The organism is Oribacterium sp. NK2B42 (genome assembly GCF_000424445.1).
GTDB lineage: Bacteria > Bacillota > Clostridia > Lachnospirales > Lachnospiraceae > Oribacterium.
In genome coordinates this window covers 77316-100075 of the sequence record NZ_KE384187.1, presented here as the reverse complement: position 1 = coordinate 100075, position 22760 = coordinate 77316, and the positions used below count along the sequence as shown (strand labels likewise).

Genomic DNA, 22760 nt, shown 5'->3' with positions numbered 1-22760 from the left:
AAATATTGTATCGGCAGAAAATTAAAAAACTTTATCCTTTTTAACAGCAAAACTTCTTTCGTACTTATAAAAAAACAATTAACACCCGCCGGAAGACTGTTTCCGACAGGTGTTCTGAGTTTTATTTCCTATTATTTTGCTGATTTACACCGGTTTCAAAGCCTTCCCGGCTAACGTGGATTTTTATATGCTTTCAGCTTATTCCGGAGTTTGAAATCCTCTTTGGGTAACCGGATCATTATCAAAGGAACTCTGCCAGAGGCTTTATCTCTATGCCATCCTTTGTAAGTCCTTCACGGAGCTTCCGGACAAATTCCAGAGCCTTCACCCCGTCTCCGTGTACACAGATGGAATCCACCGTAATATCTATGTCCTTTCCGGTTATGGCGGTTACCTTCTGCTCCTTCACCATGCGGATCACGCGGTTTAATGCCTCGTTCTCGTCCGTTATCATTGCCCCGGGCTTTTTACGGTTAACGAGAGTTCCGTCCTCTTCATAAGCCCTGTCGGCAAATACCTCTGCCGCGGCTCGGAGTCCCATGGCCTTTGCAGCCTTACAGAGCTCTCCTGAAGGAAGGGCCATAACTATAAGCTCCGGATCATAGTCCTTTATGGCCTTACAGATCGCCTCTGACATTGCAGGGTCCTTTGCTGCCATATTGTAAAATGCACCATGGGGCTTTACATGCTGAAGCTTCATCCCCTGTGCCTTCAGAAAAGCATCCAGAGCGCCTATCTGGTAAAGAGTGTAATCATAAGCTTCATCATCGGAAACCACCATGTTGCGGCGCCCGAAGCCCATGAGGTCAGGGTATCCTGGATGTGCTCCCACCCTGATACCGGCAGCCTTTGCCGCCTCTATAGTTTTATGCATAACCGTAGGATCCGAAGCATGAAATCCGCAGGCAACATTGGCACTTGTTATAAGCGGGATTATCTCGCTGTCCATCCCCAATGTATAGCGCCCGAAGCTCTCTCCTAAATCACTGTTTAAATCTACCCGCATCTCATCTACCTCCCTTCACAAACAGCTCGATGAACCCTGTATCTGCCTTTCCTTCACAGAAGGTGGGATTGTTCATGATCTTGTACTGGAAATCAAGATTTGTATCAACCCCCATGATGAGGGTCTCATCAAGAGCCGCCTTCATCTTCATTATAGCAGAAGCTCTGTCGGGAGCATGAACTATGATCTTTGCGATCATGGAGTCGTATTCCGAAGGTATGGTATAGCCTGTATAGACAGCGCTATCCACTCTGACACCGTTTCCTCCGGGAAGCAGCAGATTCGTGATCTTTCCGGGGCTCGGCATGAAATGCTTCTCGGGGATCTCGGCATTGACACGGCACTCTATGGTATGACCCTTGAGCACGATGTCCTCCTGACTGAAGCTAAGCTTCTCCCCGGCTGCTACTCTTATCTGCTCCACCAGAAGATCCGTTCCGGTTTCCATTTCCGTAACCCCGTGCTCTACCTGGATACGGGTATTCATTTCCATGAAATAGTACTCCCCGCTCTGATCCACGATGAACTCAATGGTACCTGCGCTGTTATATGAAACGGTCTTTGCCGCCAGCGCCGCATCCCGGTACATCCGTTCCCTGGTCTCATCGCTGATGGCAGGCGACGGCGACTCCTCTATAAGCTTCTGGTGATTACGCTGCACCGAACAGTCACGTTCCCCCAGGGTCACAACATTACCGAACTTATCCCCAATTAGCTGGACCTCAACGTGACGCGGATGAACCACCAGCTTCTCGATATACATGGTGTCATCACCGAAGGCATTGGCGGACTCACGTTGGGCAGTATTGAAGGCATCCTCGAAATCCTCAGGCGTGAAGCATTCACGCATGCCTCTTCCACCGCCGCCGGAGCTTGCCTTTATCATCACCGGAAAGCCTATCTTCTCCGCTTCCTTCATGGCAAGTGCCGCATCAAAAACCGGTTCCTTTGTTCCCGGCACCACCGGCACCCCTGCCGCCATCATCATCTTTCTGGCAGCGGATTTGTTGCCCATTTTGTCGATGATGTCTGCATCAGGCCCGATAAATACAATGTTGTTTTCCGCACACTTCCGGGCAAACTCGCTGTTCTCGGACAGAAAACCGTAACCCGGATGAATCGCCTCGCACTCCGTGTTTATCGCGGCAGAAATGATGGCGTCAATGTTCAAATAGGAATCCCTTGCAGGTCCCTCACCGATACACACCCTCATATCCGCCAGACGCACATGAAGCGCATTTTTATCTTCCTTTGAGTACACCGCAACAGAAGCAATGCCCATGTCCCGGAGCGCTCTGATGACCCGCACGGCTATCTCGCCGCGGTTCGCGATCAAAACTCTTTTAAACATCTATATCTCCATTCCGCCACCTTTTCGGGCGGCACAAACAGTGATGAAAGTATCGACTGTCCTCCGGACCACCGCCGGATCAGATCTTCTTAACTCTGAAAAGCGGCTGTCCGTACTCAACCTTCTGCTCATTGGAAACCAGCACTGCCTCGATCTCGCAGTCATAGTCTGCGGTGATCTCATTCATCATCTTCATGGCTTCAACTATGCAGACGGTCTCTCCCGCTTTAACCTTGTCTCCAACCTTAACATAGGCCGGAATCTCCGGGCCTGCTGCGGAGTAAAAGGTTCCTACTATAGGAGAGGTAATGTTTACCTCCGTCTCATCATCCACTGCTCCGAGAGCTGCAGTCTGCCCTCCTGCCGAAAATGCCGAGCTGCCTGCTGCATTACCGGAAACCACAACCGGTGTTCCCACTGCGCCCTGATACAGCATCGGCTGTGCAGCGCCGCAGTCTTTGATTCCTGTCTTACTCATGGAGATCTTGAAATCCCCGTCCTTTATGGAAATGGTATCGAGAGTTGAGCCCTCCAGTATCTTTACCAGTCCTTCTATCTTCTCTAAATCAATCATAGGTATCCCCTTCCATTCGTTCCACTATCTACTGATTCCTGTCTGATCACAATACTCTCCGCCGGCGCAAAATCTCTCAGCCGTGCCGGATCGAACATATAATTCCGGAATCTCACTCTTCAAACAGCCTCTCCAGTCTCTTGGCAGTGAGCCTCACCTCCAGAACCTCCTTGCAAGGCTTATGGATGCGGTTTCTGAACTCCTGATACTCATGCTCCTGCACCTTCAGAAGATGCTGGGCCTCCTCAACCGATATCTGCTGAAACCTTATCTTGTCATCTATACGTCTCTGCGCCACCTTCGGAAGATCCACGGTTGCAACGGTTCCGATCTTCGCATACCCCCCGGCAGTCTGGTGATCCGCCAGCAGTATGATAGGCTTTCCGTGAGCCGGAACCTGGATGGCTCCGAGAGCTATACCGTCAGAGATAATGTCTGAGCCCGCCTTGCTTTCCACAAAAGGTCCGTCCAGTCTCACGCCCATTCTGTCAAAATTACTTGAAATGGTGAATTCGCTGTTCAAAAAAGTGTCCAGTCCCTTCGCCGAGAATGCCTCCGCCTGGGGTCCCATCACAACCCTCACGGTGACAGCATTATCATCAAACTCATGAAGCGGCAGTGTTCTCGAAAGGAAATACGGGAGATACTTTCTTCTCTTGATTCTGGTGGAAATGTAGTCTCCGTCCCTTAACTTTCTTCCCTTGAAACCACCGATACCGCACTTTAGATTCGTACTTCTGGAACCCATGACCACGGGAACCTGAAGGTAATTTGAAAACGCTATATAGCAGGTTCTTCCGGTTCTTGCGGAACCCACCTTCAGCACATCGCCCTTCTTAACATAGATGGCGGTGTACATGGGCACGGGGTCATCATTAAGCTCAGGACGGAAATCTCCGCCTGTGATTGCTATGATCTGGTCTGACGTAAACTCCAGGGTCGGACCGATAAGTGTACATTCGAGAACTGCCTCATTTTCAGGATTGTCCAAAAGAAGATTTGCGATCCTAAAGGAACGCGGATCCATAACGCCGCTTACATTGAAGCCCTGGCTCTGGTATCCATATCTTCCGAAGTCCTGAACCGTGGTAAGCAGTCCTCCCTTTAAAACTCTGAATCCCATTTAGTCCTCCCCTTCATGCACTGTGACTTCGTAGGTACCTGCCTCCACGGCCGCTTTGATCTCAAGGTACTTTTCTTCCGTTACAGGCACAAATCTTATGTAATCGCCGGCTTCCACCAGAATCGGTGTTTCTCTGTCCGGATCGTAGGTCTTCACAGGTGTCATACCCATGAGCCGCCATCCTCCGGGAGAGTCCATAGGATAAATTCCCGTCTGGGATCCGCCGATGCCTACAGAGCCGGCCGGTATCCTGACTCTCGGTGACGCAAGTCTCGGTGTATGTATCTTTTCATCCAGACCTCCCAGATAGGTAAAACCTGGCAAAAATCCCAACATATATATAAGGTAATCCTTACTGCTGTGGATCTTAATGACTTCCTCCTCACTTATTCCCGCATGCTCCGCAATGGCACCTAGGTCAGGGCCATAGGTCCCGCCGTAAACCACCGGGATTTCCCAGACCTTCTTTTTCCCTGCCTCCGAGCGGGATTCCATACGAACTATGGACTCCACTCTCTTAAAGAGAGCCTCATAGCTTATTACCAGAGGATTGTAATTGATAAGAAGAGAACAGTAGGTGGGTATCATGTCAATGATACCGGAAATCTGCTGTGCCCTGATGAGCTTTGCAGCCGCAGCGATTTTCTGATTGACCTCCGGACTTATGACCTGCTCGAACTGTATAAGCAGCGAGGCATCTCCCTCCGGCACTATTTTGATGTTCTGCATAAATGCTCCTATACCTAATAATATAAGTAATGCTCATGTGGGTAAGCCACATGAGCGTTTACTCTTAAACACTTTTAATAATTAAATGATCATGCAAACAGCTTGCTGAAGTTTCCGAGTGCTGTGATACCTACATAAGCCGAAATGATAACTACCAGTACTCCGAGAACCAGGAGAACCTTAGGATGCTTGTAATCAGCGCCCATGATGGACTTCTTCTGTGAAGCTACAAGTGAGATTCCGAGAGATATAGGAAGAATAAGTCCGTTAACGGCACCTGCTATGATAAGGAGAGCCGCCGGTGAACCGGAGATGAGCATTACCAGTGTTGAAACTGTGATGAATCCGATAACCCATAAATTCTCGTGATCTGAAATTCCCTTGTTGAAGGTCTTAAGGAAAGATACTGATGTATAAGCTGCACCGATAACCGATGTAACCGCTGCACAGAGAAGAACCAGTCCCGCGAAACGATATCCTAACTGACCTGCTCCCTGGCGGAATGCATCTGCCGCAGGGTTACCGCTGTCAAGAGTTGCTCCGTTTACTACTACACCAAGTACTGCAAGGAAAAGTAATACTCTTACAAGTGCTGCGATAAGGATACCTGTAACTGAGCTCTTTGTAACCTCTGAAAGCTTGTCCTTACCTGTCATGCCTGCATCGATAAGTCTGTGTGCACCTGAGAAGGTGATATATCCGCCTACTGTTCCGCCGAGAAGTGTAAGGATCGCAGTGAAAAGCGGTGCGTAGCCTGTTGAAGGTGCGAAAGTATTGACAACCGCATCACCTACAGGTGGCTTTACGATCAGGATGACGATGAAGATAACTGCGATCATAACGCCGCCCAGGATCTTAACCAGTGTATCCATAACACCCTTGGCATTCTTGGAAAGGAATACTCCGATGGCGATGGCACCTGTCAGTACGTAGCCCACTGTTGTGGGAATTCCGAGAAGTGTGTTGAATCCAAGTGCTCCGCCGCCGACATTACCGATGTTGAAAACCAGACCGCCCAGAACGATAAGTCCTGACAAGAAATATCCGAGACCCGGAAGAACCTTATTGGCGATATCCTGTCCTCTTAAGCCGGTTGCGCAAAGCACGCGCCAGATGTTGAGCTGTGCGATAGCCGCAAGTACAACCGATGCCAGGATAACGAATCCGAAGCTTGCCTGATGCTGTCCTGTAAAGGATGAAGTCTGTGTCAGGAATCCCGGTCCGATAGCACTGGTGGCCATCAGGAATGCTGCACCGAAAAGTGCTCCGCTGCTCTTCTTTACCTTACCATCTGCGCCTGCAAATGCCTTTGAATCTGCGTCGAGCTCAGCAGCTGCAGCCATGGAAACGTTTTTGTTGTCGTTCATATTAAGTCCCCCTCCGTCATTTTTATGATTGGTTCTGTAGATTCTATAACCTTTAAGCTTCTGCCCCCTGCATCCCGGGTCATCCGGCACTGCTTCAGTTAGCATTTAAAGACATGATTAGGGACACAGTGTTAGATTTTTGAGACTGTTTTTGGTCTTAAAAAGTTATGTATCTGCAAAACGCTTTAAATTATGGTTATATGATAATGGCATCCAAACATAAAATCAAGGGTTTTCGCAGATTATTTTAAGAAATATTTTATTTTCATAAACCGTGGGAATATAAGACATATCTAAATGTGTCTGATATATTCATAATGTTTTGGCTATGCGCAGCATAGGTTTTTCCTATTTTTTATCAAAAAAATATCCGGTCTGTGACGAACCATCACAGACCGGAACCTTTTAATCTCAAATGTTTCCGCCGTATGAATTTATGATTTCCGAAAGCTCTCTGTGGTATTTTCTTGCGTAGGGCACATCGATGCCAAGTTTGTCGGCTTTTCGGATAACAGCGCCCAGAAAGGCATCGAGCTCTGTGGGTCTTTTGGCGTCTACGTCTCTTCTCATTGAAGAGGTAGCATCGTAGGGCTGTTTCTCCATACAGTAGTCATACTTCACCTTTGCTGTGCCTTCGGGGATGTTTACACCTTCAGCACGGCCAACCGCTTCGGCTTCTTTCATGAGTTCCGCAAGATCGTTGCACCACACCTCATTTTCACGGATTTTCCCCGAGGTGGTCTGATACCTGGAGGTCATGACATTAAAACCGCAATTAAGGATAAACTTCTGCCATACCTCTGACATGATATCGTCAGTATATCTCGCATCAAAGCCCACACTTTTGAAAAGCTCATAAACCTTTTTGGAGGCCTCAATGTGGCGCTCATCCCTGGGTTTTGAACCGATAAAGATATGAGTATACTTTCCGGACTGCTTCACGGAATAGTCCGGCTCCTTTGAAGTTATGGTATAGATAAGGGAGTCAATGCATATGGCGTCCGGGAATTTCTCTCTGATCCTGTCCCCGGGCTCAACTCCGTTCATCACCGGCATAACAATGGTGTTCGGTCCGATGCAGGGACGTACCTGCTCACAGATCTGATCTATGGAATAGTTCTTGCAGCATATAAAAACAAAATCCTGCACCGGTAGCTCATCTCCACGTTCCACCACTGCCGCAGGATGCATAATGCTGTCGCCGTAAAACTCGCTCTTAAATATCAGGCCTTTTTCCCTGAGGGCCTCAGCATGCTTCCCTCTTGCGATCAATGTGATGCTATCTTCATATTTTCTTCCCAGCATGGCTGCGATCTGTCCGCCCACAGCTCCGATGCCTGCTACTATGATCCTGCAATTTTCCATTTTCACGTCTCCTTTTTCTTCTTTATCCTGTGAAGCTGAGGTCTCAATACTATCTCCGGGACGCATGTCCCCTCCCGGACCGAAAGTGCATATTCCACCGCGTCCGCCACATCCTCCGGCTCAAGATGTGCCTCAGGATGTTCATCTGCTTCAAAGTCCGCATTCCTGTAAAGCGCCGTATCCGTCATATCCGGAAGTATGGCAGTCACCCCGATGCCGTATTTTCTCGCTTCATCAAAAAGGCTTCTGCTGAAATTCATGAGTCCCGCCTTTGTGGCACCGTAGGCAACTCCGTGGGGATTGCTTGAAATGGCAGTGACAGAGGAAATATTGATGACATTACCCTTATTCTCCTTAAGAGTGCGGAGCAGCTGCTGCGTCAGGATCATTGGAACCTCCAGATTGACCCTGACCATTTCACTGATCTTATCGGGATTCAGTTCCTCATGAAGTCCGTAATAAGCAGCTCCGGCATTGTTCACCAAAAGCGAAAGCTTCCCGTCCGCCTCCTTCATGATATTCCTAAGGATATCCAGCAGCCTCCCCGTATCTCTGAGATCACACACTATAGGATGAAAACACCCGTAACCACATAATTCGGAGCCAATGTCTTCTCCGCGGCATCTCCCGTCAACCGAATTCACTTTAGAATCGTCCGAAACGCCACCTGCCGCATTTTCCTTGGGAAACAATCCGAAATTCCGTCCAATGCCATACACCTCATAACCCATCCTGACAAGGCGTTCAGATATCGCCTTTCCTATCCCGGAGGACGCTCCGGTCACTATTGCAATTTTCTTTTCCATAACATCACAGCTCATAGTGTATACCTTTCACCGTCATTTTTCTCCAAACCAAATCACCGGTCAAAATCAATTCCGTATATAATTTCATATCAAAGCCCAAAAGCACAGAATCCCTATTCATTGACCGAACTCCATCTGAAGATCTTTCCCTCAGGAAGCTTCTTCCTGAGCCTATCCACCATCCAGGTTTCCATTTCATCCGTAAGCTTCTGACTATAGTGGTACACTCCATGATCGTTCTCATAAGGGTATTGCACCACGGCACTGTCCGGCATATTGCGCCGCATATTCTTGAGATACTCTTCCGAAAGTCTGAAGCTTCCCACACTGAAATCAAATATCTTTTCCACAGGAATTTCAGCAAATACCTTATCCATCATACTTCCGTATTCATTTCGCCAGTCCGGACAGAAGATCATGGGGTCAAAGCAAAGCCGTACCGTGAAACCAAGCTCCAGCGCCTTTTTCACACTCCTGATCCGCCCCTCCGGACTCCCTGTTTTATGCTCATAATGCCTCACCACATAGTCAGGCGAAAGAGTAAATGCAAATATATTCCGGGGGCTCACAATTGCCGCCCCGTGAATCGCCTTGTCACACTCTCCACAATCCCCCATCAATACCGCATCAGAGAAAGACATCGTTCCAGCAGTATGCCCGACATCCGCATCAGCTTTATCATCCATTTTGCTACCGTTTATAGCCTCCGCATCATTAGACTTGACCAAGCTGTCAAAGTCAATATTTCCCGCTTTCGTCCTGATTTCGATGGTAAGCCCCGGATGCCGGTTCGTAAAATTTATCCACTCACTCACATAACCAGTAAGCCTTTCAATAGCCATCAGGTCCGAATCATAGGACACGCAGAGATAAACCGGATGCTCCTTAAGAAGTGCTTCCACCTCCGAAAAAATGTCCCGGATATTCAGAAAGATCACCATATTTCCGGAAGGATACATGCCCTTAAGATAACAGTATTCGCAGTCAAAAAGGCAGTTCATCATACAGGAAGTATAGTAAAAATGCTCATTCCCCATGCTCTGGCAAACCTTAGCCCCAGGATACACCAGCGTCCCCTGCTTCACCGCAAGGATCAGCGCCTGCGCCTCATGCTGCCTGACATAATTCTGCCTGTGCCTGTTAAACACATCCTTATAATGCCCTATCCGGACCACAACCGTCTCCGGAAAATGCGAGATTATCTCCTCCGCTTTTTTCCGATACTCCTTATCCAGAAATACCTTTTCCTCCACATAAATATGTGAAAAAGGTCTGTTCAGTTCATAATGCATTGTTTTATCCTATCTAGTACCTTCTTACCACCACGCTTATCTATCGTAGGAAGCACTCCATCACTATATAGTTCTCGCACAGCATTTTCCCAATCAATGCCGCTGAGAACCGCATACTTCACATATTGCTTCAGCTGATCCTGCATCACCTTGGAAAAATGTCCGTCCTCAATGATCTTATCCACAAGTGCTTCGCTGCTTTTGTCGGAAATTCCGTCCCGGCTCTTTTCTTTTTCAGACAAGGCCAACAGTTTTTCCACATAACCCGAAATCTCCTCCACATGACTGTTGATAACAGCATTAACCCTTGCAGCCATTTCAGATACATAAGAAACTTCAGCTTTCGGCATAACCATCTTAACCTCAGTTTCAGTGTCCACATCTGACACAACCCGTACTTGATTTCCGGTCTTAATACCGCCATTAGACACAACTTGCCCCCGGTCCTCAGTCTCTATTCCTTCATCAGAAACAACTTTCTTCCTGTCTTCAGCCTCAGTTCCTCTGTCAGATACAACCCTTATAAAACTCATCTGATGAGGTCCGAGAAATAAATTCCCCGCCTGATAAACCGCTGCAGACTCCATATCATAGAGGTCATACCCCTCTGCGGCCACAGCCATAAAAGCCGCCGCCCTCTGAGATAACACCATGCTTCCGGTGATGCACGAAGCCTCCATCAGGTCAGATTTGATCAACATATCCGGATAAAAAGTCCTGTCCGAATTCTGATCCAAAAGCTTGTTCAAAAGAAAAATTCCGAAATCATGACCCGATTCTGTCAGAATTATCGATGAAGATTTTTCACCACATAACGATTCCATCGTTTCAACTGATCCATGTTCTCCATAAAGCGCCGCCGTACCAACCGCTCCGTGTTCTCCACGAAGTGCCACCGTACCAACTGATCCATGTTCTCCACGAAGCGCAGCTGCCGTACCAACGGACAGAAGCTGATCGCCCTGTCCCGCACCATATTCCGTCAGAACCGCCGCCACCGCAGCCGCAGCCGCAACCGGCCCCACACCGGTAATCGCAAGAACAATTTCCGGATCCTCCGAAACAAACTCCTGAAACCTCGTCCTGTCAGTCCTCTTCCTGAGCCCCAGCCTCTTGATCACCGGCTTAGCCTCCGGATACAACGCCATAAAAACAAATACCATTCAAACCACCCGTAAAACATTCCATCTGTCATCTCTTCGCATTGTAGCACAAACCCCTCCCATCCAAACGTTTAGTCCAAATGGGAGGGGAAGCGAATTTAAATCATTAAGAAGATCAGCCCTGGTTCTGCTGAGCAATCATGTTGTTGTAAGCTGCATTAAGCGCATTGGTATTCTTGATGATAAGGTACATCGCATAGAACGGACCAACGCCGCAAAGCCATGCTCCAAGAATCCACCAGAGAAGGATTGTAGTACCGCCCTCCTCAAACCTCATGCCGTAACGCGGAGCATTGCTCTGGATACGGTTGGCAAAGTTATACAGCCATACATAATCATAGATTCCGCAGGTAAGGATACCAAAAAGAATATACTCAAGGATACCCTTTGTCACCTTTCCGTCACCCGCGCAGGTAACATTCACATCCTGAATCATAAGGTGAATCATGTAAAGATCATAAATTCCGCAGGTAATGAGTCCGAGAAGAATGTAAGCCACGATGCTTCTGTCCGTTGAAAGAGGACCTACCGGACCACCGTAAGGCTGACCATTCGGATTAATGTTTCCGTTTGCACCGGTGTACTGCTGATTCACGCTGTTTCCGGCAGGAGCATTCGCACCGGCGTACTGCTGGTTCATGTTGTTTCCGGTGGGAGCATTTGCACCGGTGTACTGAGCGGTGTTCTTTCCGGCCTGGAACTCATTTTTTGCCTGAACAGCCATCTCGCCTACGGTCTTCAGATCTTCCTTGATGCCATTTCCGAAATTACTCTTGAGACCGGCCATGGGATCGATCTGCTTTTCAGTGATCTTCATGTAAACGAGAGCCATCATGGCAGCGGAGAAAATCACACTGAGGAATGCTCCTGAGAAGAGGCTTCCAAAATCATAACCAACGGCAAAGTTGATAAGTGAAGTAAAGATCGCTCTAAGCACAACTGTTGCAAGGATAAGTACACCGCCGGTCAAAACACCTGCCATAAGAGGCTCAGCCTTACTGTCATCCCACTTTTTCCAGATGAGATAGGTAGTTACTGCGGAAAGCGCAAGACCACCGAGCTTGATGACATTAACAAGGAAGCTCATCAGTCCATATATAAGTCCGATTAAACCTTCATCCACAATGCAGGCAAGAATCCCAAAGAAACTGCCGATAACACGGAAGCACTGGAAGAACATGAGCACAAGTGCAACAATGGTGAAAACCTGACCGATTGTGCTTATTCCTGACTTAGGCGCCGGTGCGTTCATATAAGGCGCACCGGTGAAGCCGGCCTGGTTGGAATTTGCGTTAAAGCTTCCCTGGTTCGGAGCACCGGTGAAGCCGGTCTGGTTTGGATGGGCGCTAAAGCTTCCCTGATCCTGTGTACCATTGAAGGCTCCCTGAGTAAAACCGCCCTGGTCAGAAGAAGCATTAACTGTTCCCTGAGTCTGATTTACATTTTCCTGAGCCTGCTGTGCGGTATTGACATTATGATTTTCCGCAGCACCTTCCTCAGTTACTGTGCCTGCTGTTTCAGCAGAAACATTAGCATCATCCGAAATGACTGACGAAGTCTCCGCGGCTGTTGTTTCGGCAGAAGCATTAACCTCCGCACCAGCTGCCGCAGCAAACTCCTCCATAGGATTTCCGCAATTCGGACAGAATTTAAAACCATCCTCTATCTGTGATCCACATTTTTTACAAATCATATTTACCCCCCCAATGCATCATAAAAAACTTTTTATGACTATAGCTATTGTTTCGATGCTCCTCCATATAAAGCCTTCCCAGGGTCTGAAAACGACTATATCCTGATCCGGCATGAAGAACATCCTGTAACCGTAAACCATGAGAAATGCCGCCACGAAACAGATCACCAGAAGCCTGTATGTCTTGTCCGGAATCCTTTTTTTGAAAAGGATCACAAACGCCGCAGGCGCCGGAAGCATCCACAGGGGATGATAGTAAAACGCCCCGGCGAAATCCAGATGCAGCACGCTTAACCAGGCTCTGCTCATACCGCAGCCCGCATCGGAAACCCCCGTAAGAAATTTAACAGGGCAGCCGATTCCCAGCACCATTTGCAAAAAAAGATAAAATCCCGCAATGATGCAGAAAGCTTCAATGTCCGACTTCCAATTCCTCAAAGCATTACTCCGTTACTAAAAATTCAATTTAATTATACATCATTAGTTAAATATTCGCGAATTCAAGAATTTAAGAATATAATTTCTATTTTTACAATTTCATAACACTACGCACGCACCGCAGAAGATCACCCCCGGAGGACGGTTCCCAACCGTTGGAGGAGTCATTGTAACCTGCCATTCAAGTTGAGCCAAATGCTGGTAACCGGAATATGGGTCAATGTAATGCCTTGTTCACTGCGAAAATAAGGCATCCCGACCAAACTGTTACCCTTCTCCGGCGGGATTCCAAAAAATACAAAATTACTATTGGAAATTGGACAAAGAAATATTATAATGCTCATTCATTATTGAAAAAGATGCCGCTTATGTCTCAATTTGTACATCAGACATAACAGCCGGAAATAAATCATTAAAGGAGCCGATTAGATCTGCATCTGTATGTCAGAGATAAACGGCGGAAAACATGAGTTTATAAAGGAGCTTTTATGGAAGTAGATATGACAAAAGGAAATCCATTTCCTATTATACTTAAATTTATGATCCCGCTTTTTATAGGAAATGTCTTCCAGCAGCTTTACAATATGGCAGACACCATCATAGTAGGCCGTTTCGTAGGCTCGGATGCCCTGGCAGCCGTGGGTGCCACCGGAAATATCATGTTTCTGGTCCTTGGCTTTTCCCAGGGACTGTGCACCGGCTTCACCGTTCTTACGGCCCAGGCCTTCGGTGCCCAGAATTACAGGAAGGTAAAACGAAGCGTGGCCAACGGAATCTTGCTTGCTATGATAGTTATTCTTACAGTGACCCTGCTTTCGGTTTCACTTATGAATCCACTCCTGCACCTGATGAACACGCCCTCAAACATTTTCCATGATTCTCTGACCTATATAACCATCATTTGTCTCGGAACCGTGGCAAGCGTGTTTTACAATCTCTTTTCTGCATTTTTGAGAGCCATAGGAAACAGCCGTGTGCCCCTTTATTTCCTTGTTTTCAGCGCATGTATCAATGTTGTCCTGGATCTCCTCTTTATTATAGTAGGAAAGATGGGCGTTGCCGGAGCTGCCTGGGCCACAAACATCTCCCAGGGACTGTCCGCTCTGCTTTGCCTTTTTTACATTCGCTTTAAGGCTAATGTTCTCTGGCCGGAATTAAGAGACTGGCGAATAAACAGAGTTGACACCCAGCACCAGATGTCAGTGGGCATCCCCATGGCCCTCCAGTTTGCCATCACCGCTTCCGGAACCATGATAATGCAGTCGGCCATCAACCTTTTCGGCTCCACTGCAGTTGCAGCTTATACCGCAGCCAACAAGCTCCACAGCGTAATGACTCAGGAGATGATAGCCATGGGTCAGGCCATGGCAACCTACAGCGGTCAGAACTACGGTCACGGAGACAGCGACAGAATCAACAAGGGAATCCGTGCTTCTGTGATCATTGAGATAATTTATTCCATCATAGGCGCCATCGGATGCAACCTGCTGCTGAGACCCGTTATGACATTGTTCTTTGCAAGCTCAGGGTCAGCTTCCGATGCGGCTCAGGGCACAGCCGCTGCACTTGACACCATAACCCTTATGATGCCCTGGGCAACCACCTATATCCGCATAGTAACCATTTTCTACATCCCTCTCAGCTTCATCTTTATTTTCAGAAACGCGATGCAGGGCTGCGGACATGGTTTCCTCCCTATGATGGGTGGCGTGGTTGAATTTTTTGCACGACTTGTGGTGGCTGTTATAGCTATGCATACCATGAGCTTTCCTCTTGCGGTATTCTGCGATCCCGCAGCCTGGATCACCGCCGGAGCATTCACCGCCATAGCATATCTCAGTGTCATAAAGAAAGTCAGGAGAGAATTGAATAATAAAAACCTATGAGTCCTACTAATTGCTCTGACAAAGCACTACTTCTCGAAAACCATCAGGGACGGTTCTCGCCAGCGAGAACCGTCCCCGGTGGTCTTCCGACAGATACCGGACTTATGCACTAAAAAAGCTGCCGCGTCGCGACAGCTTTTATATTCTATATTATTTACTTGACCCTGGGACTCGGTATTACGTCCCCTTACTTAATTGTACTTCGGTTTGTACCTCGTTTCTTAGATTTCTATTTAAATTCTATAAATATCTTTTCGATAATAATTATTATATCTTATGGATATCATCTATAAATAGATTATTTCAATATTCAGTTTTGACTCTATATTCAATTATCAGATCGACTGTTTTTATTACTTGAATTTATCCTTCGAATCCTTCTAAGTATTCTTCTTATCAGATTTTCCGGATCTTTATTTATCCGGTCTCCCTTTTAAGACCTCAAATTAACCACTCAACTTTTTTCTCTACAAGAATCTTTCTTTACAGCTTCCTGTATATTCTTATGTCGATCTCCCTTTGCAATAATATCGTCTGGACTTTAATTAAGAAATAATCCGAAAATTCATTTCTCTATTGGTTTGAACCATCTCCCGGATGTACGGTCCGGAGATCTTCTCACGTTCTTCTTCTTTTTAAGCGGTCCAGAGGATACTAGTGACTAACTGATCTGGTGTCATGTCTTTGTACCTCTTGCTTTCTTTAATTTAGTTTCGCAGGTCCATCTCCTGCACTTTTGCCAACCGGCCCTTCACCCTTTCTCGTCAGGTGAACTTTTCTGTTGACTTTTCTTTTTCTGTTGTCCTTACTTTAACACCGAAAACGCATTTTGTAAAGTTTTATTTTACGGAAATTCTTTTTATTTTGTCCGCTGTCAACCAAGGAAAAAATCCTTGCGGATTTTTGCTGAACTGCTCAAAGCCGGGCGGCTCCTGCGATACACTTTCTGAGGCAACCAAAAAGCACATCAGTTCGGATAGTTCCATCCTCCCAATGTGCTTATGGTTTACACAAATCCTTTTATCATCCAATCAGCTTTGCCAATTCATTAGCCAGAACAATTACCGGGCTTTCGATCTTCTCGTAACCTGCGGGAATAGTATCATAGGTTCTAACATATCCCTTATTACTGCTTTCCTTTTCAAAAGTAATAATCTCGGAATCCGTCGGAAGAACCATTCCGTAAACCTCTGTTGCCTCACGATAGATAAGATCAGGATTAACAGCACTGTCAATCGCTGACTTAACTGCTTCATTCGCCAATTTCAGTTCGTTTAATTCACTGCGCTTACGATCAATGCTCTCCAGTCTGGTTGCAACTGATGTATCCACCTCTACGCATTGATAGCAGCTGCCAAAAATAAACAAAAGTGAAATGATGAGCGCTGCGTAACAAATCCTGTCAATGATAGCATCCGGAATGCATCTCAATGCGGGTTTGATTATGCTCTTATCAATGTCATATTCCATCTTTATCTGACCGTTTTCCGTACGATACAGATGAAGCTGGTTTCTTCTTCCCCTCTGCTGGATAACTACAGTACTCTTTGAAGCTTCACGATCTTCTACTTCAAAAGAGCGTACTGTGTTGCCCTTAACCTCATATTGTTTCACTTTTCTGCTCCCCTTACATAATTCTGACTTCCGGAAATATTTTTTATATATCAGAATTATGCGATTCCCATTTCTTTTTTCATCCCTCGAATTAATTACAATGTAATTATTTAGTAGTAATTATACACAATTATCCATCATATATCATCTTATTTTGCAGAAAAGTGTAATAATTTTTATTTAGCGTTCTTCACAATAAATTAAATAATAAAACCCCTTGAAATTACGTAATTCTGCAAAATGCGAAAAATTTTTCTAAAATTCTTCGTTTTTTAAGGGTTTTTATACGTATTTATATGCTTAAAGTATAAAAATTTAATAAAATCATTCCAAAAAATGTTTTTTTCACCTGTATTTTACCGTCTTTATCCTGCCCACTTGCATTATAAATTTCAAAATTATTACTTTTGGCTATTTCAAGCATTACCCGCAACAAGCCAAAGAATTAAGCCGTGTTATCCACCGGGGACGGTTCTCGCCGGCAAGAACCGTCCCCGGTGGATAACACGGCTGAGCAAAAAAGAAGGTCCTGCAGCAACACCTTACAGTGCAGCCACAGAACCTTCCAAGGTTGATTCTTTTACATCATATACGGCACCTGAAGCTTGTAAAGATTACTGAGCCAGGTAGTTCCGTTAGCTCTTCTGATATCCAAAGTATTTATCATAACAGATCTTGTTCTCATAACTCCCGGACCTGCATAGTAGGCAATAGAGCTGACAGAGCTTACTACATAGTACTTTCCGTTAACCGTTCCGAGATACATCATCTCATGCCCCTTAAAGAACAGCACACTTCCGATAGGCATGGTATTCAGCAACGCCATCTTCTGCTTGTCTGTGCATTCCGAAACATCATAGCTGAAACTATGGGAAGCCGCCTGCCAGGTGGTGTTTCTGGGAAGCTTCAGTCCAAAGCAGCGGTAAACATCACCTACATAACCGGAGCAGTCGTTGGAGGAAAGCATTCCTCCCCATCCATAGGCGTCACCCAGCATCCGGAAAGCAACTGTCAGGATATTCCTCTTTGTGAGCGGAAGATACCCCTCGCTGACCTCCGCGTTGCCGTTTATAAGGGCAAGCTCTTTTCTGTAGCTTCCGTCACCGTTTCTCACCGGAATATAAACAACATAGTTGCCAATGGGTGAACGGTTTGTAACCCTCGCGCCGTAGGATCCGGCCGGCGCCTCCTCCAGAACCGTTCCCACCGTAAGAAGGAGATTTGAGCTTTCGGGATTGGTATTGGACTCAGCAAGTATTATCTTACTGCCGGTCACCACCAGAACCCTGTCCTCCGGGATCACCCAGGCGCTTTCCCACTGAGCCCTGGAGCTGCAGATGGCCACGTCATAAGCATTAACCCAGCCGCTGCAGTTCAGTGCGTCCGCATAATACCAGAGGCCGTCGGCGGACACAGATTTGATCACCAGCGGCTCATTCACCCTCACACTTGAAAGCACATTGTAATCGAAATTCACATCTCCAAGCTCATCGGTGATGATGGTATCCGTGGGAAATGCATTAAGCGTGGTTCTCTTTACTACGATGGCATAGGTGGGTCCCTGTAGCTGTGACGCAGATCTGTTCTGAGTATTCTGGGCAATGTTCTCGATCAGAATGTCGCTTAACTTGTTTCCGTACTGATCGAAATAGCCCTTGTTTTGATAGGACTTCAGATCCTCTCTGGCACCTGCCAGAACCTGTTCATTGAACTTCACTCCATTGATACTTTCGGTATAATGCTGAAGATCGTTCATATTTGTTTTCTCGTTCATGAGGTTGTCCAGGTTGATCTGTTCTATCTTTCCTCTGTCCGCCTGCACCGTATCCGCATCATACGGGGAGAAAGAAAGCCAGAATTCCGGAGTATTCATCTCCTTTGTGACATCCGGCATGTAGCTTACACCGGCGTAGGATTTTATTCCCGACACATTTGCCGCCATGAACAGACAGATTGCTGCCGCCACGGTCAGAGCATACCTCCGCCCGGTTGTGATAGGATTTTTATATTCAAGTGCCAATGCTTTCTTCATTAGATAATCCCCTCTTTGTAAACTCCTGATTCCCAAAGCTTTCTTACATATATATGTAAACCTTATATGCGCCTGAAACCATGCCTGTTGCGCCGTGAAAAAGGTTCCCGGAACTGATTTCTCTCATCATTATACACTAGAAATTTAATATAAATATATAAAAAATAACTGTGGACAAATAAAATGTAAGCGCTATCATAATAATAGAACGTAATACAATTTTTGCATTTTTATCAAAGGAGAAGTATGAAGAACGCAATTGTCGGACAATCCGGAGGTCCTACCTCAGTAATCAATTCATCACTGGCAGGTGTTTTTGAGGCTGCAAAGAATCGCGGCGCAGATCATGTGTATGGCATGTGCAATGGTATCCAAGGATTCCTGGAGGGCAGATACATTGACATGACTGCAGTTTTCAAAAAGAAAATGGATATAGAGCTTTTGAAGCGCACACCCTCAAGCTATCTGGGAAGCTGCCGTTACAAGCTGCCGGAGCTGGATGCAGAAGGCGCAAAGGCCGTGTATGAAGATATATTCAAAAAACTCGATGATATGAATATCGGATACTTCTTCTACATCGGCGGAAATGATTCCATGGACACCATCAACAAGCTGGCGGCCTACGGCGAAAAGATCGGAAGCGATATCAGATTTGTGGGAGTGCCTAAGACAATTGACAATGACCTCACCGTGACAGACCACACCCCCGGCTACGGTTCCGCCGCCAAGTACATCGGCGTTGTAATGAAGGAGATCATCCGTGACGCCACTGTTTACGGCACAAAATATGTGACTATCGTAGAGATCATGGGCAGAAATGCAGGCTGGCTCACTGCTGCTGCAGCTCTCGCAAAGGACAATGACTGTGAAGGCGTTGACATGATATGTCTCCCTGAGGTTCCTTTCAATGTTGACCGTTTCGTTGAGAAGGTTCGCAAAATGCAGGAAAAGAAGAGCAGCATTGTCATCGCAGTTTCTGAGGGCGTTAAGCTTGAGGACGGCCGCTATGTCTGCGAGCTTTCAGACGATGTGCATGCAGTAGATGCTTTCGGCCACAAGGCATTAACCGGAACAGCCAGATTCCTTGCCAATACCGTTGCCAGAGCCATGGACACCAAGACTCGCTGTATCGAGCTTTCAACACTCCAGCGCTGCGCAGGACATCTTACCAGCCGCACCGATATCACAGAGGCTTACCAGGTTGGTGGTGCTGCGGTTAAGGCAGCCTTTGAGGGACATACCGGAGAGATGGTTGCCCTTAAGAGAATCTCCAACGCTCCTTACCAGTGCACAACAGAGCTTCATCCTATCTCCGAGGTCGCAAACCTCGAAAAGAAGGTTCCTCTTGAGTGGGTCAATGATGACCACACCCAGATGAAGCAGGAATTCATCGACTATGCTCTTCCTCTCATCCAGGCTGAGCTTACTCCGATTTATGTTGGAGGACTTCCTCAGCATATCTACATCGGCGAAGAGGCATAACTATATCCACCGTGGACGGTTCTCGCCGGCGAGAACCGTCCACGATAGATAGAAAAGCCTGAAAATCCCCCTTAAGTAGTTTGGTCATATAACCTGTCTACTTAAGGGGAATTTTCATTAAAACTCCTATTTCATTTTATATTATTAATATCTCGTATAGTGGTTCGTTCCGTTCGTCATCTCCGTAACCATTCCATCCTGCACCGCCAATGCAGTTAACTCATCACTGAGGCTTGAAGCATCCAGCTCAAGGCGGTGTGCCTCATCAGTAGTATAGAGATTATCAGGACCGGTAACCCAGGTGGTGATTCCCTTAAACACGAGAGTCTGGTCATCAACCTCTGCAGAATATTCTGTCACACAAACATCTCCCGCATACCAGGAAAGATCCGGATCTTTTTCGATAACATTGCCTCCGTTCAGAATAAGTATCATACGCTCACCATCCTGATTGATCCATTCACCCATAAAGGACTCAACAGACAAAGCTTCCTTGCCTCCGAAGGTAATGTTTATCTCCGGCATACTTATAACAAACGGAACCGTAAGTTCCGGCTGATCCGTGTTCATATCGGCATCAGGTTTAAAAAACTCAAGTGTATGAGGATAACCCGCGATAGTAAATCCAAGAAGAGTTGCCGAGGAACGAAGCTTGCCACCCTCCGGCCAGATTCCGGCCCAGTCTTTTTCGATAGCTTTATTGCTTAAAGGAGCCATTCTCAGCTTATAGCCTTTATACTGTGAACCTTCCCCCTCCTTGATCTCTTCAGTCATATTAATGGTTATCTTTGTATTATAGTATTCTCTTACCTTCTCAACCGCCTCCAGCTGCTGCTGTTCCATCTTTTTGATCATGTAGTTTCTTACACTGGTGAGCACCGCCGGCATGGTCGTGTTTTTCAGGTGTACTATATACTCATCCATCAACTGCTGTTTTTCCGCCTCGGTGAAGTTCGGAATCCTCCTGACCGTAACATTGGGAGTATCCGCTGCCACATCATACATATCATCACCGCTTAATTTGAAGAACTGACTGGCATATTCATTAAACCCAGCCTCCAGGGCTGCCATCGCTATCTCAGGATCATCCGGATGTCTTTCCAGAACCTGAATAACCTTGGCACGCCAGTCCTTCGGCGTCATGGGCTTATGATTTTTACCATAGTACCCTTCATTATAGTGATGATAAACATAAGCGATATCCTCAAGCTTTGTTGCCTGTGCCTCTTCCGCAAAAGCCGTAAGCATTTTATCCAGAACGAGAACTCCACCCATGCTGATGGATAAAGCGCCTGTTCCTACCTTTGTTAATGCATTCGCCCAGTAGGTAGTCACCTTGCTTCCAACATCTCTTATGAGATTAAGAACCTCTCTCTTATCCGCGCCGCCGCCCACTGTATCCTTCAGGCTTATCTTCAGAAGATTTGTGCAGGTGTTGATATATCCCAGGGCGGAAAACAAGGTCTGGTTGGTTTCCGGAATACTTGTATCCAGCCAATTGGGAATATCATCAGAGCAGACAATATTTATTGCATTATCAAGCTGGTCCGCATAGTCAAAAAAGAGTCCGGTTGCCTCTGCTCCCTGTCTCATTATCTCCCTCATCACAGAAGGATCATCTCCGGCTATCCGCTTTGCAAAGTCAATGGTCTGTGACTTATCCATGTATGAATAATAACCTAGTACATCCGCTATATAGGCATTGCGACGACCTTCATTTTCAACATAAAAGGCACCGTAAACAGACAGGTGGTCCGTGTATATCACAAGCTCCTTTGCATCGGAATCAACCTCGAACAGCACATCCTCCCATTCCCCGGTCTCTTCATTTTTATATTTTGCACCGACGCACCTGGCAGGATCCTGTCCCGCCTCACAAAAGCTTGTATCATAGGGGATTCGGATGGTGATGAAATCATCAAGCTCCTTCATATCACCTATAGAGAAATCATAGGACTCAATTTTATATCCCTCATCCTGATTCTCCTCAACTTCCTGCTTCTCAACAGTCAGATTCTCTTCTCCGTCCAGAACAAAATCACCCACATCCACCGTAATTCCGTCCCCCAGGGTTGCACTGGTATTTTCCGGTGATAATGTTGCCGTCTCGACTGTCTGCATCGCCTCCGCCAGTTTTGTGGCTTCGGTTGTGCCGGCTCCTTCGTTCTTTTTTACACCTGTATCAACTTTACTTTCCGCTTCGGTACCCTTCGTGTCCGTAGTATCTGTTTTACCCTTACACCCCGAAAGCACCGACATAAACATTGATACAGAAATAAGAACCGCAATAAATCGTCTCATGATAGTTTCCTCCTTTCCATGATCAATCCTGCTTCAGGAAATCCAATGCTTCCCAATCCCCGTTTTTATCCAGGTCCACGAAGAAAGTGATACGATCCGCTGTAGTGCAGTTTGTTCCAGTGCTGAAGCTGCCATCCTTATATACTCCGATTTCAATATCTACAGCTTTACGGTTTTCACCTTCCCCTACAATGATCTGAAATTCATGTGCCACATCATACCTTATAGGCATCTTCCCATGAGGAGGAAGTATTCCTGTCATAAAAAAGTATCTCGCCTCCTGCTTTCCCTCCGGCAGTTCCAGATACTCCGAAAGCTCCTTATCAAAGTCAATGACTACATTTTCCCCATCACCGGGGAAAGTCATGGTTCCGTGCTCGGAGGCAAACACCCCCTCATGTGGATCCGGTGCAGGTGTGTCCGGCTCATAGGGCATATTCTTGTCCACAAAGGGCTCCGCCTTCTCCCCACAGCCGGTCATAAACGCCAGCATTAACAGAAAAAGAAGCGTGGATAGAACTTTCATTCCTTTTTTCAT

Annotated in this window: 18 protein-coding genes; 2 read left to right on the top strand and 16 right to left on the bottom strand. The window is 46.6% G+C overall.

The window, feature by feature from the left end; translation table 11 throughout:
- Positions 1–241: 241 nt before the first annotated feature.
- The 12 genes from G625_RS0115135 to G625_RS20310 all read right to left on the bottom strand — a co-directional run bounded on the left by G625_RS0115135 (position 242) and on the right by G625_RS20310 (position 12907).
- Positions 242–1006, bottom strand: coding sequence for a LamB/YcsF family protein (locus G625_RS0115135; protein ID WP_029201764.1), 765 nt, complete (start codon positions 1004–1006; stop codon positions 242–244).
- Between the two features lies 1 nt (position 1007).
- Positions 1008–2357, bottom strand: a complete 1350-nt coding sequence (gene accC, locus G625_RS0115130) for an acetyl-CoA carboxylase biotin carboxylase subunit (RefSeq protein ID WP_029201763.1) — start codon at positions 2355–2357, stop codon at positions 1008–1010.
- 79 nt (positions 2358–2436) lie between these two features.
- Positions 2437–2931, bottom strand: a complete 495-nt coding sequence (accB, locus tag G625_RS0115125) for an acetyl-CoA carboxylase biotin carboxyl carrier protein (protein ID WP_084152930.1) — start codon at positions 2929–2931, stop codon at positions 2437–2439.
- A 112-nt stretch (positions 2932–3043) separates the two neighbouring features.
- Positions 3044–4054 (bottom strand): biotin-dependent carboxyltransferase family protein, encoded by a 1011-nt coding sequence (locus G625_RS0115115; RefSeq protein WP_029201761.1) that lies wholly within the window; start codon positions 4052–4054, stop codon positions 3044–3046.
- On the bottom strand, positions 4055–4783 hold the full coding sequence (gene pxpB, locus G625_RS0115110; RefSeq protein WP_029201760.1) for a 5-oxoprolinase subunit PxpB: 729 nt from the start codon (positions 4781–4783) through the stop codon (positions 4055–4057).
- Between the two features lie 89 nt (positions 4784–4872).
- Positions 4873–6024, bottom strand: a complete 1152-nt coding sequence (locus tag G625_RS20320) for an NRAMP family divalent metal transporter (RefSeq protein WP_044933157.1) — start codon at positions 6022–6024, stop codon at positions 4873–4875.
- Between the two features lie 537 nt (positions 6025–6561).
- A complete protein-coding gene (locus G625_RS0115100; RefSeq protein ID WP_029201759.1) occupies positions 6562–7515 on the bottom strand; it encodes a ketopantoate reductase family protein in 954 nt (317 codons plus the stop codon).
- A gap of 2 nt (positions 7516–7517) precedes the next feature.
- Positions 7518–8321 (bottom strand): SDR family oxidoreductase, encoded by an 804-nt coding sequence (locus G625_RS0115095; RefSeq protein ID WP_029201758.1) that lies wholly within the window; start codon positions 8319–8321, stop codon positions 7518–7520.
- 113 nt (positions 8322–8434) lie between these two features.
- A complete protein-coding gene (locus tag G625_RS0115085) occupies positions 8435–9613 on the bottom strand; it encodes an SPL family radical SAM protein (RefSeq protein ID WP_029201757.1) in 1179 nt (392 codons plus the stop codon).
- Positions 9598–10776, bottom strand: coding sequence for a phosphorylase family protein (locus G625_RS0115080; RefSeq protein ID WP_029201756.1), 1179 nt, complete (start codon positions 10774–10776; stop codon positions 9598–9600). The genes G625_RS0115085 and G625_RS0115080 overlap by 16 nt, the downstream gene beginning before the upstream one ends.
- Positions 10777–10891: 115 nt before the next feature.
- Positions 10892–12469: a DUF4234 domain-containing protein gene (locus G625_RS22580; protein WP_049895938.1), complete on the bottom strand. Its 1578-nt coding sequence runs from the start codon at positions 12467–12469 to the stop codon at positions 10892–10894.
- 18 nt (positions 12470–12487) lie between these two features.
- Positions 12488–12907 carry a DUF2752 domain-containing protein gene (locus G625_RS20310; RefSeq protein WP_044933079.1) on the bottom strand — a complete coding sequence of 140 codons (420 nt, stop codon included), beginning with the start codon at positions 12905–12907 and terminating at the stop codon, positions 12488–12490.
- Between the two features lie 488 nt (positions 12908–13395).
- Between G625_RS20310 and G625_RS0115065 the strand changes: the two genes are divergently transcribed.
- Complete coding sequence (locus tag G625_RS0115065; RefSeq protein WP_029201755.1) at positions 13396–14793, top strand: MATE family efflux transporter; 1398 nt, start codon at positions 13396–13398, stop codon at positions 14791–14793.
- Positions 14794–15816: 1023 nt separating this feature from the next.
- On the opposite strand, the gene G625_RS0115060 is transcribed toward G625_RS0115065, so the two are convergent.
- The gene (locus tag G625_RS0115060) at positions 15817–16407 is read right to left on the bottom strand and encodes a hypothetical protein (protein ID WP_029201754.1); all 591 of its coding nucleotides are present in this window, start codon (positions 16405–16407) and stop codon (positions 15817–15819) included.
- Positions 16408–16987: 580 nt separating this feature from the next.
- Positions 16988–18439: an NlpC/P60 family protein gene (locus G625_RS21580; protein WP_029201753.1), complete on the bottom strand. Its 1452-nt coding sequence runs from the start codon at positions 18437–18439 to the stop codon at positions 16988–16990.
- 246 nt (positions 18440–18685) lie between these two features.
- Here G625_RS21580 and G625_RS0115050 point away from each other — a divergent pair, with 246 nt between their 5' ends.
- Entirely contained in the window at positions 18686–19921 is a 1236-nt protein-coding gene (locus G625_RS0115050; RefSeq protein ID WP_044933077.1) for a 6-phosphofructokinase, read from the top strand.
- A 144-nt stretch (positions 19922–20065) separates the two neighbouring features.
- Here G625_RS0115050 and G625_RS0115045 read toward each other — a convergent pair whose 3' ends face one another.
- On the bottom strand, positions 20066–22222 hold the full coding sequence (locus G625_RS0115045; protein ID WP_029201751.1) for a hypothetical protein: 2157 nt from the start codon (positions 22220–22222) through the stop codon (positions 20066–20068).
- Between the two features lie 22 nt (positions 22223–22244).
- Positions 22245–22760 (bottom strand): hypothetical protein, encoded by a 516-nt coding sequence (locus G625_RS0115040; protein ID WP_029201750.1) that lies wholly within the window; start codon positions 22758–22760, stop codon positions 22245–22247.

Coding starts and splice junctions, on each gene's coding strand:
- G625_RS0115080 (WP_029201756.1), bottom strand. CDS start 10,776: ATGGTATTTGTTTTTATGGCGTTGTATCCGGAGGCTAAGCCGGTGATC.
- G625_RS0115050 (WP_044933077.1), top strand. CDS start 18,686: ATGAAGAACGCAATTGTCGGACAATCCGGAGGTCCTACCTCAGTAATC.
- pxpB (WP_029201760.1), bottom strand. CDS start 4,783: ATGCAGAACATCAAAATAGTGCCGGAGGGAGATGCCTCGCTGCTTATA.
- G625_RS22580 (WP_049895938.1), bottom strand. CDS start 12,469: ATGATTTGTAAAAAATGTGGATCACAGATAGAGGATGGTTTTAAATTC.
- G625_RS0115100 (WP_029201759.1), bottom strand. CDS start 7,515: ATGGAAAATTGCAGGATCATAGTAGCAGGCATCGGAGCTGTGGGCGGA.
- G625_RS0115095 (WP_029201758.1), bottom strand. CDS start 8,321: ATGGAAAAGAAAATTGCAATAGTGACCGGAGCGTCCTCCGGGATAGGA.
- accC (WP_029201763.1), bottom strand. CDS start 2,357: ATGTTTAAAAGAGTTTTGATCGCGAACCGCGGCGAGATAGCCGTGCGG.
- G625_RS0115040 (WP_029201750.1), bottom strand. CDS start 22,760: ATGAAAAAAGGAATGAAAGTTCTATCCACGCTTCTTTTTCTGTTAATG.
- G625_RS0115115 (WP_029201761.1), bottom strand. CDS start 4,054: ATGGGATTCAGAGTTTTAAAGGGAGGACTGCTTACCACGGTTCAGGAC.
- G625_RS20320 (WP_044933157.1), bottom strand. CDS start 6,024: ATGGCCACCAGTGCTATCGGACCGGGATTCCTGACACAGACTTCATCC.
- G625_RS0115065 (WP_029201755.1), top strand. CDS start 13,396: ATGGAAGTAGATATGACAAAAGGAAATCCATTTCCTATTATACTTAAA.
- G625_RS0115135 (WP_029201764.1), bottom strand. CDS start 1,006: ATGCGGGTAGATTTAAACAGTGATTTAGGAGAGAGCTTCGGGCGCTAT.
- G625_RS0115085 (WP_029201757.1), bottom strand. CDS start 9,613: ATGCATTATGAACTGAACAGACCTTTTTCACATATTTATGTGGAGGAA.
- G625_RS21580 (WP_029201753.1), bottom strand. CDS start 18,439: ATGAAGAAAGCATTGGCACTTGAATATAAAAATCCTATCACAACCGGG.
- G625_RS0115045 (WP_029201751.1), bottom strand. CDS start 22,222: ATGAGACGATTTATTGCGGTTCTTATTTCTGTATCAATGTTTATGTCG.
- accB (WP_084152930.1), bottom strand. CDS start 2,931: ATGATTGATTTAGAGAAGATAGAAGGACTGGTAAAGATACTGGAGGGC.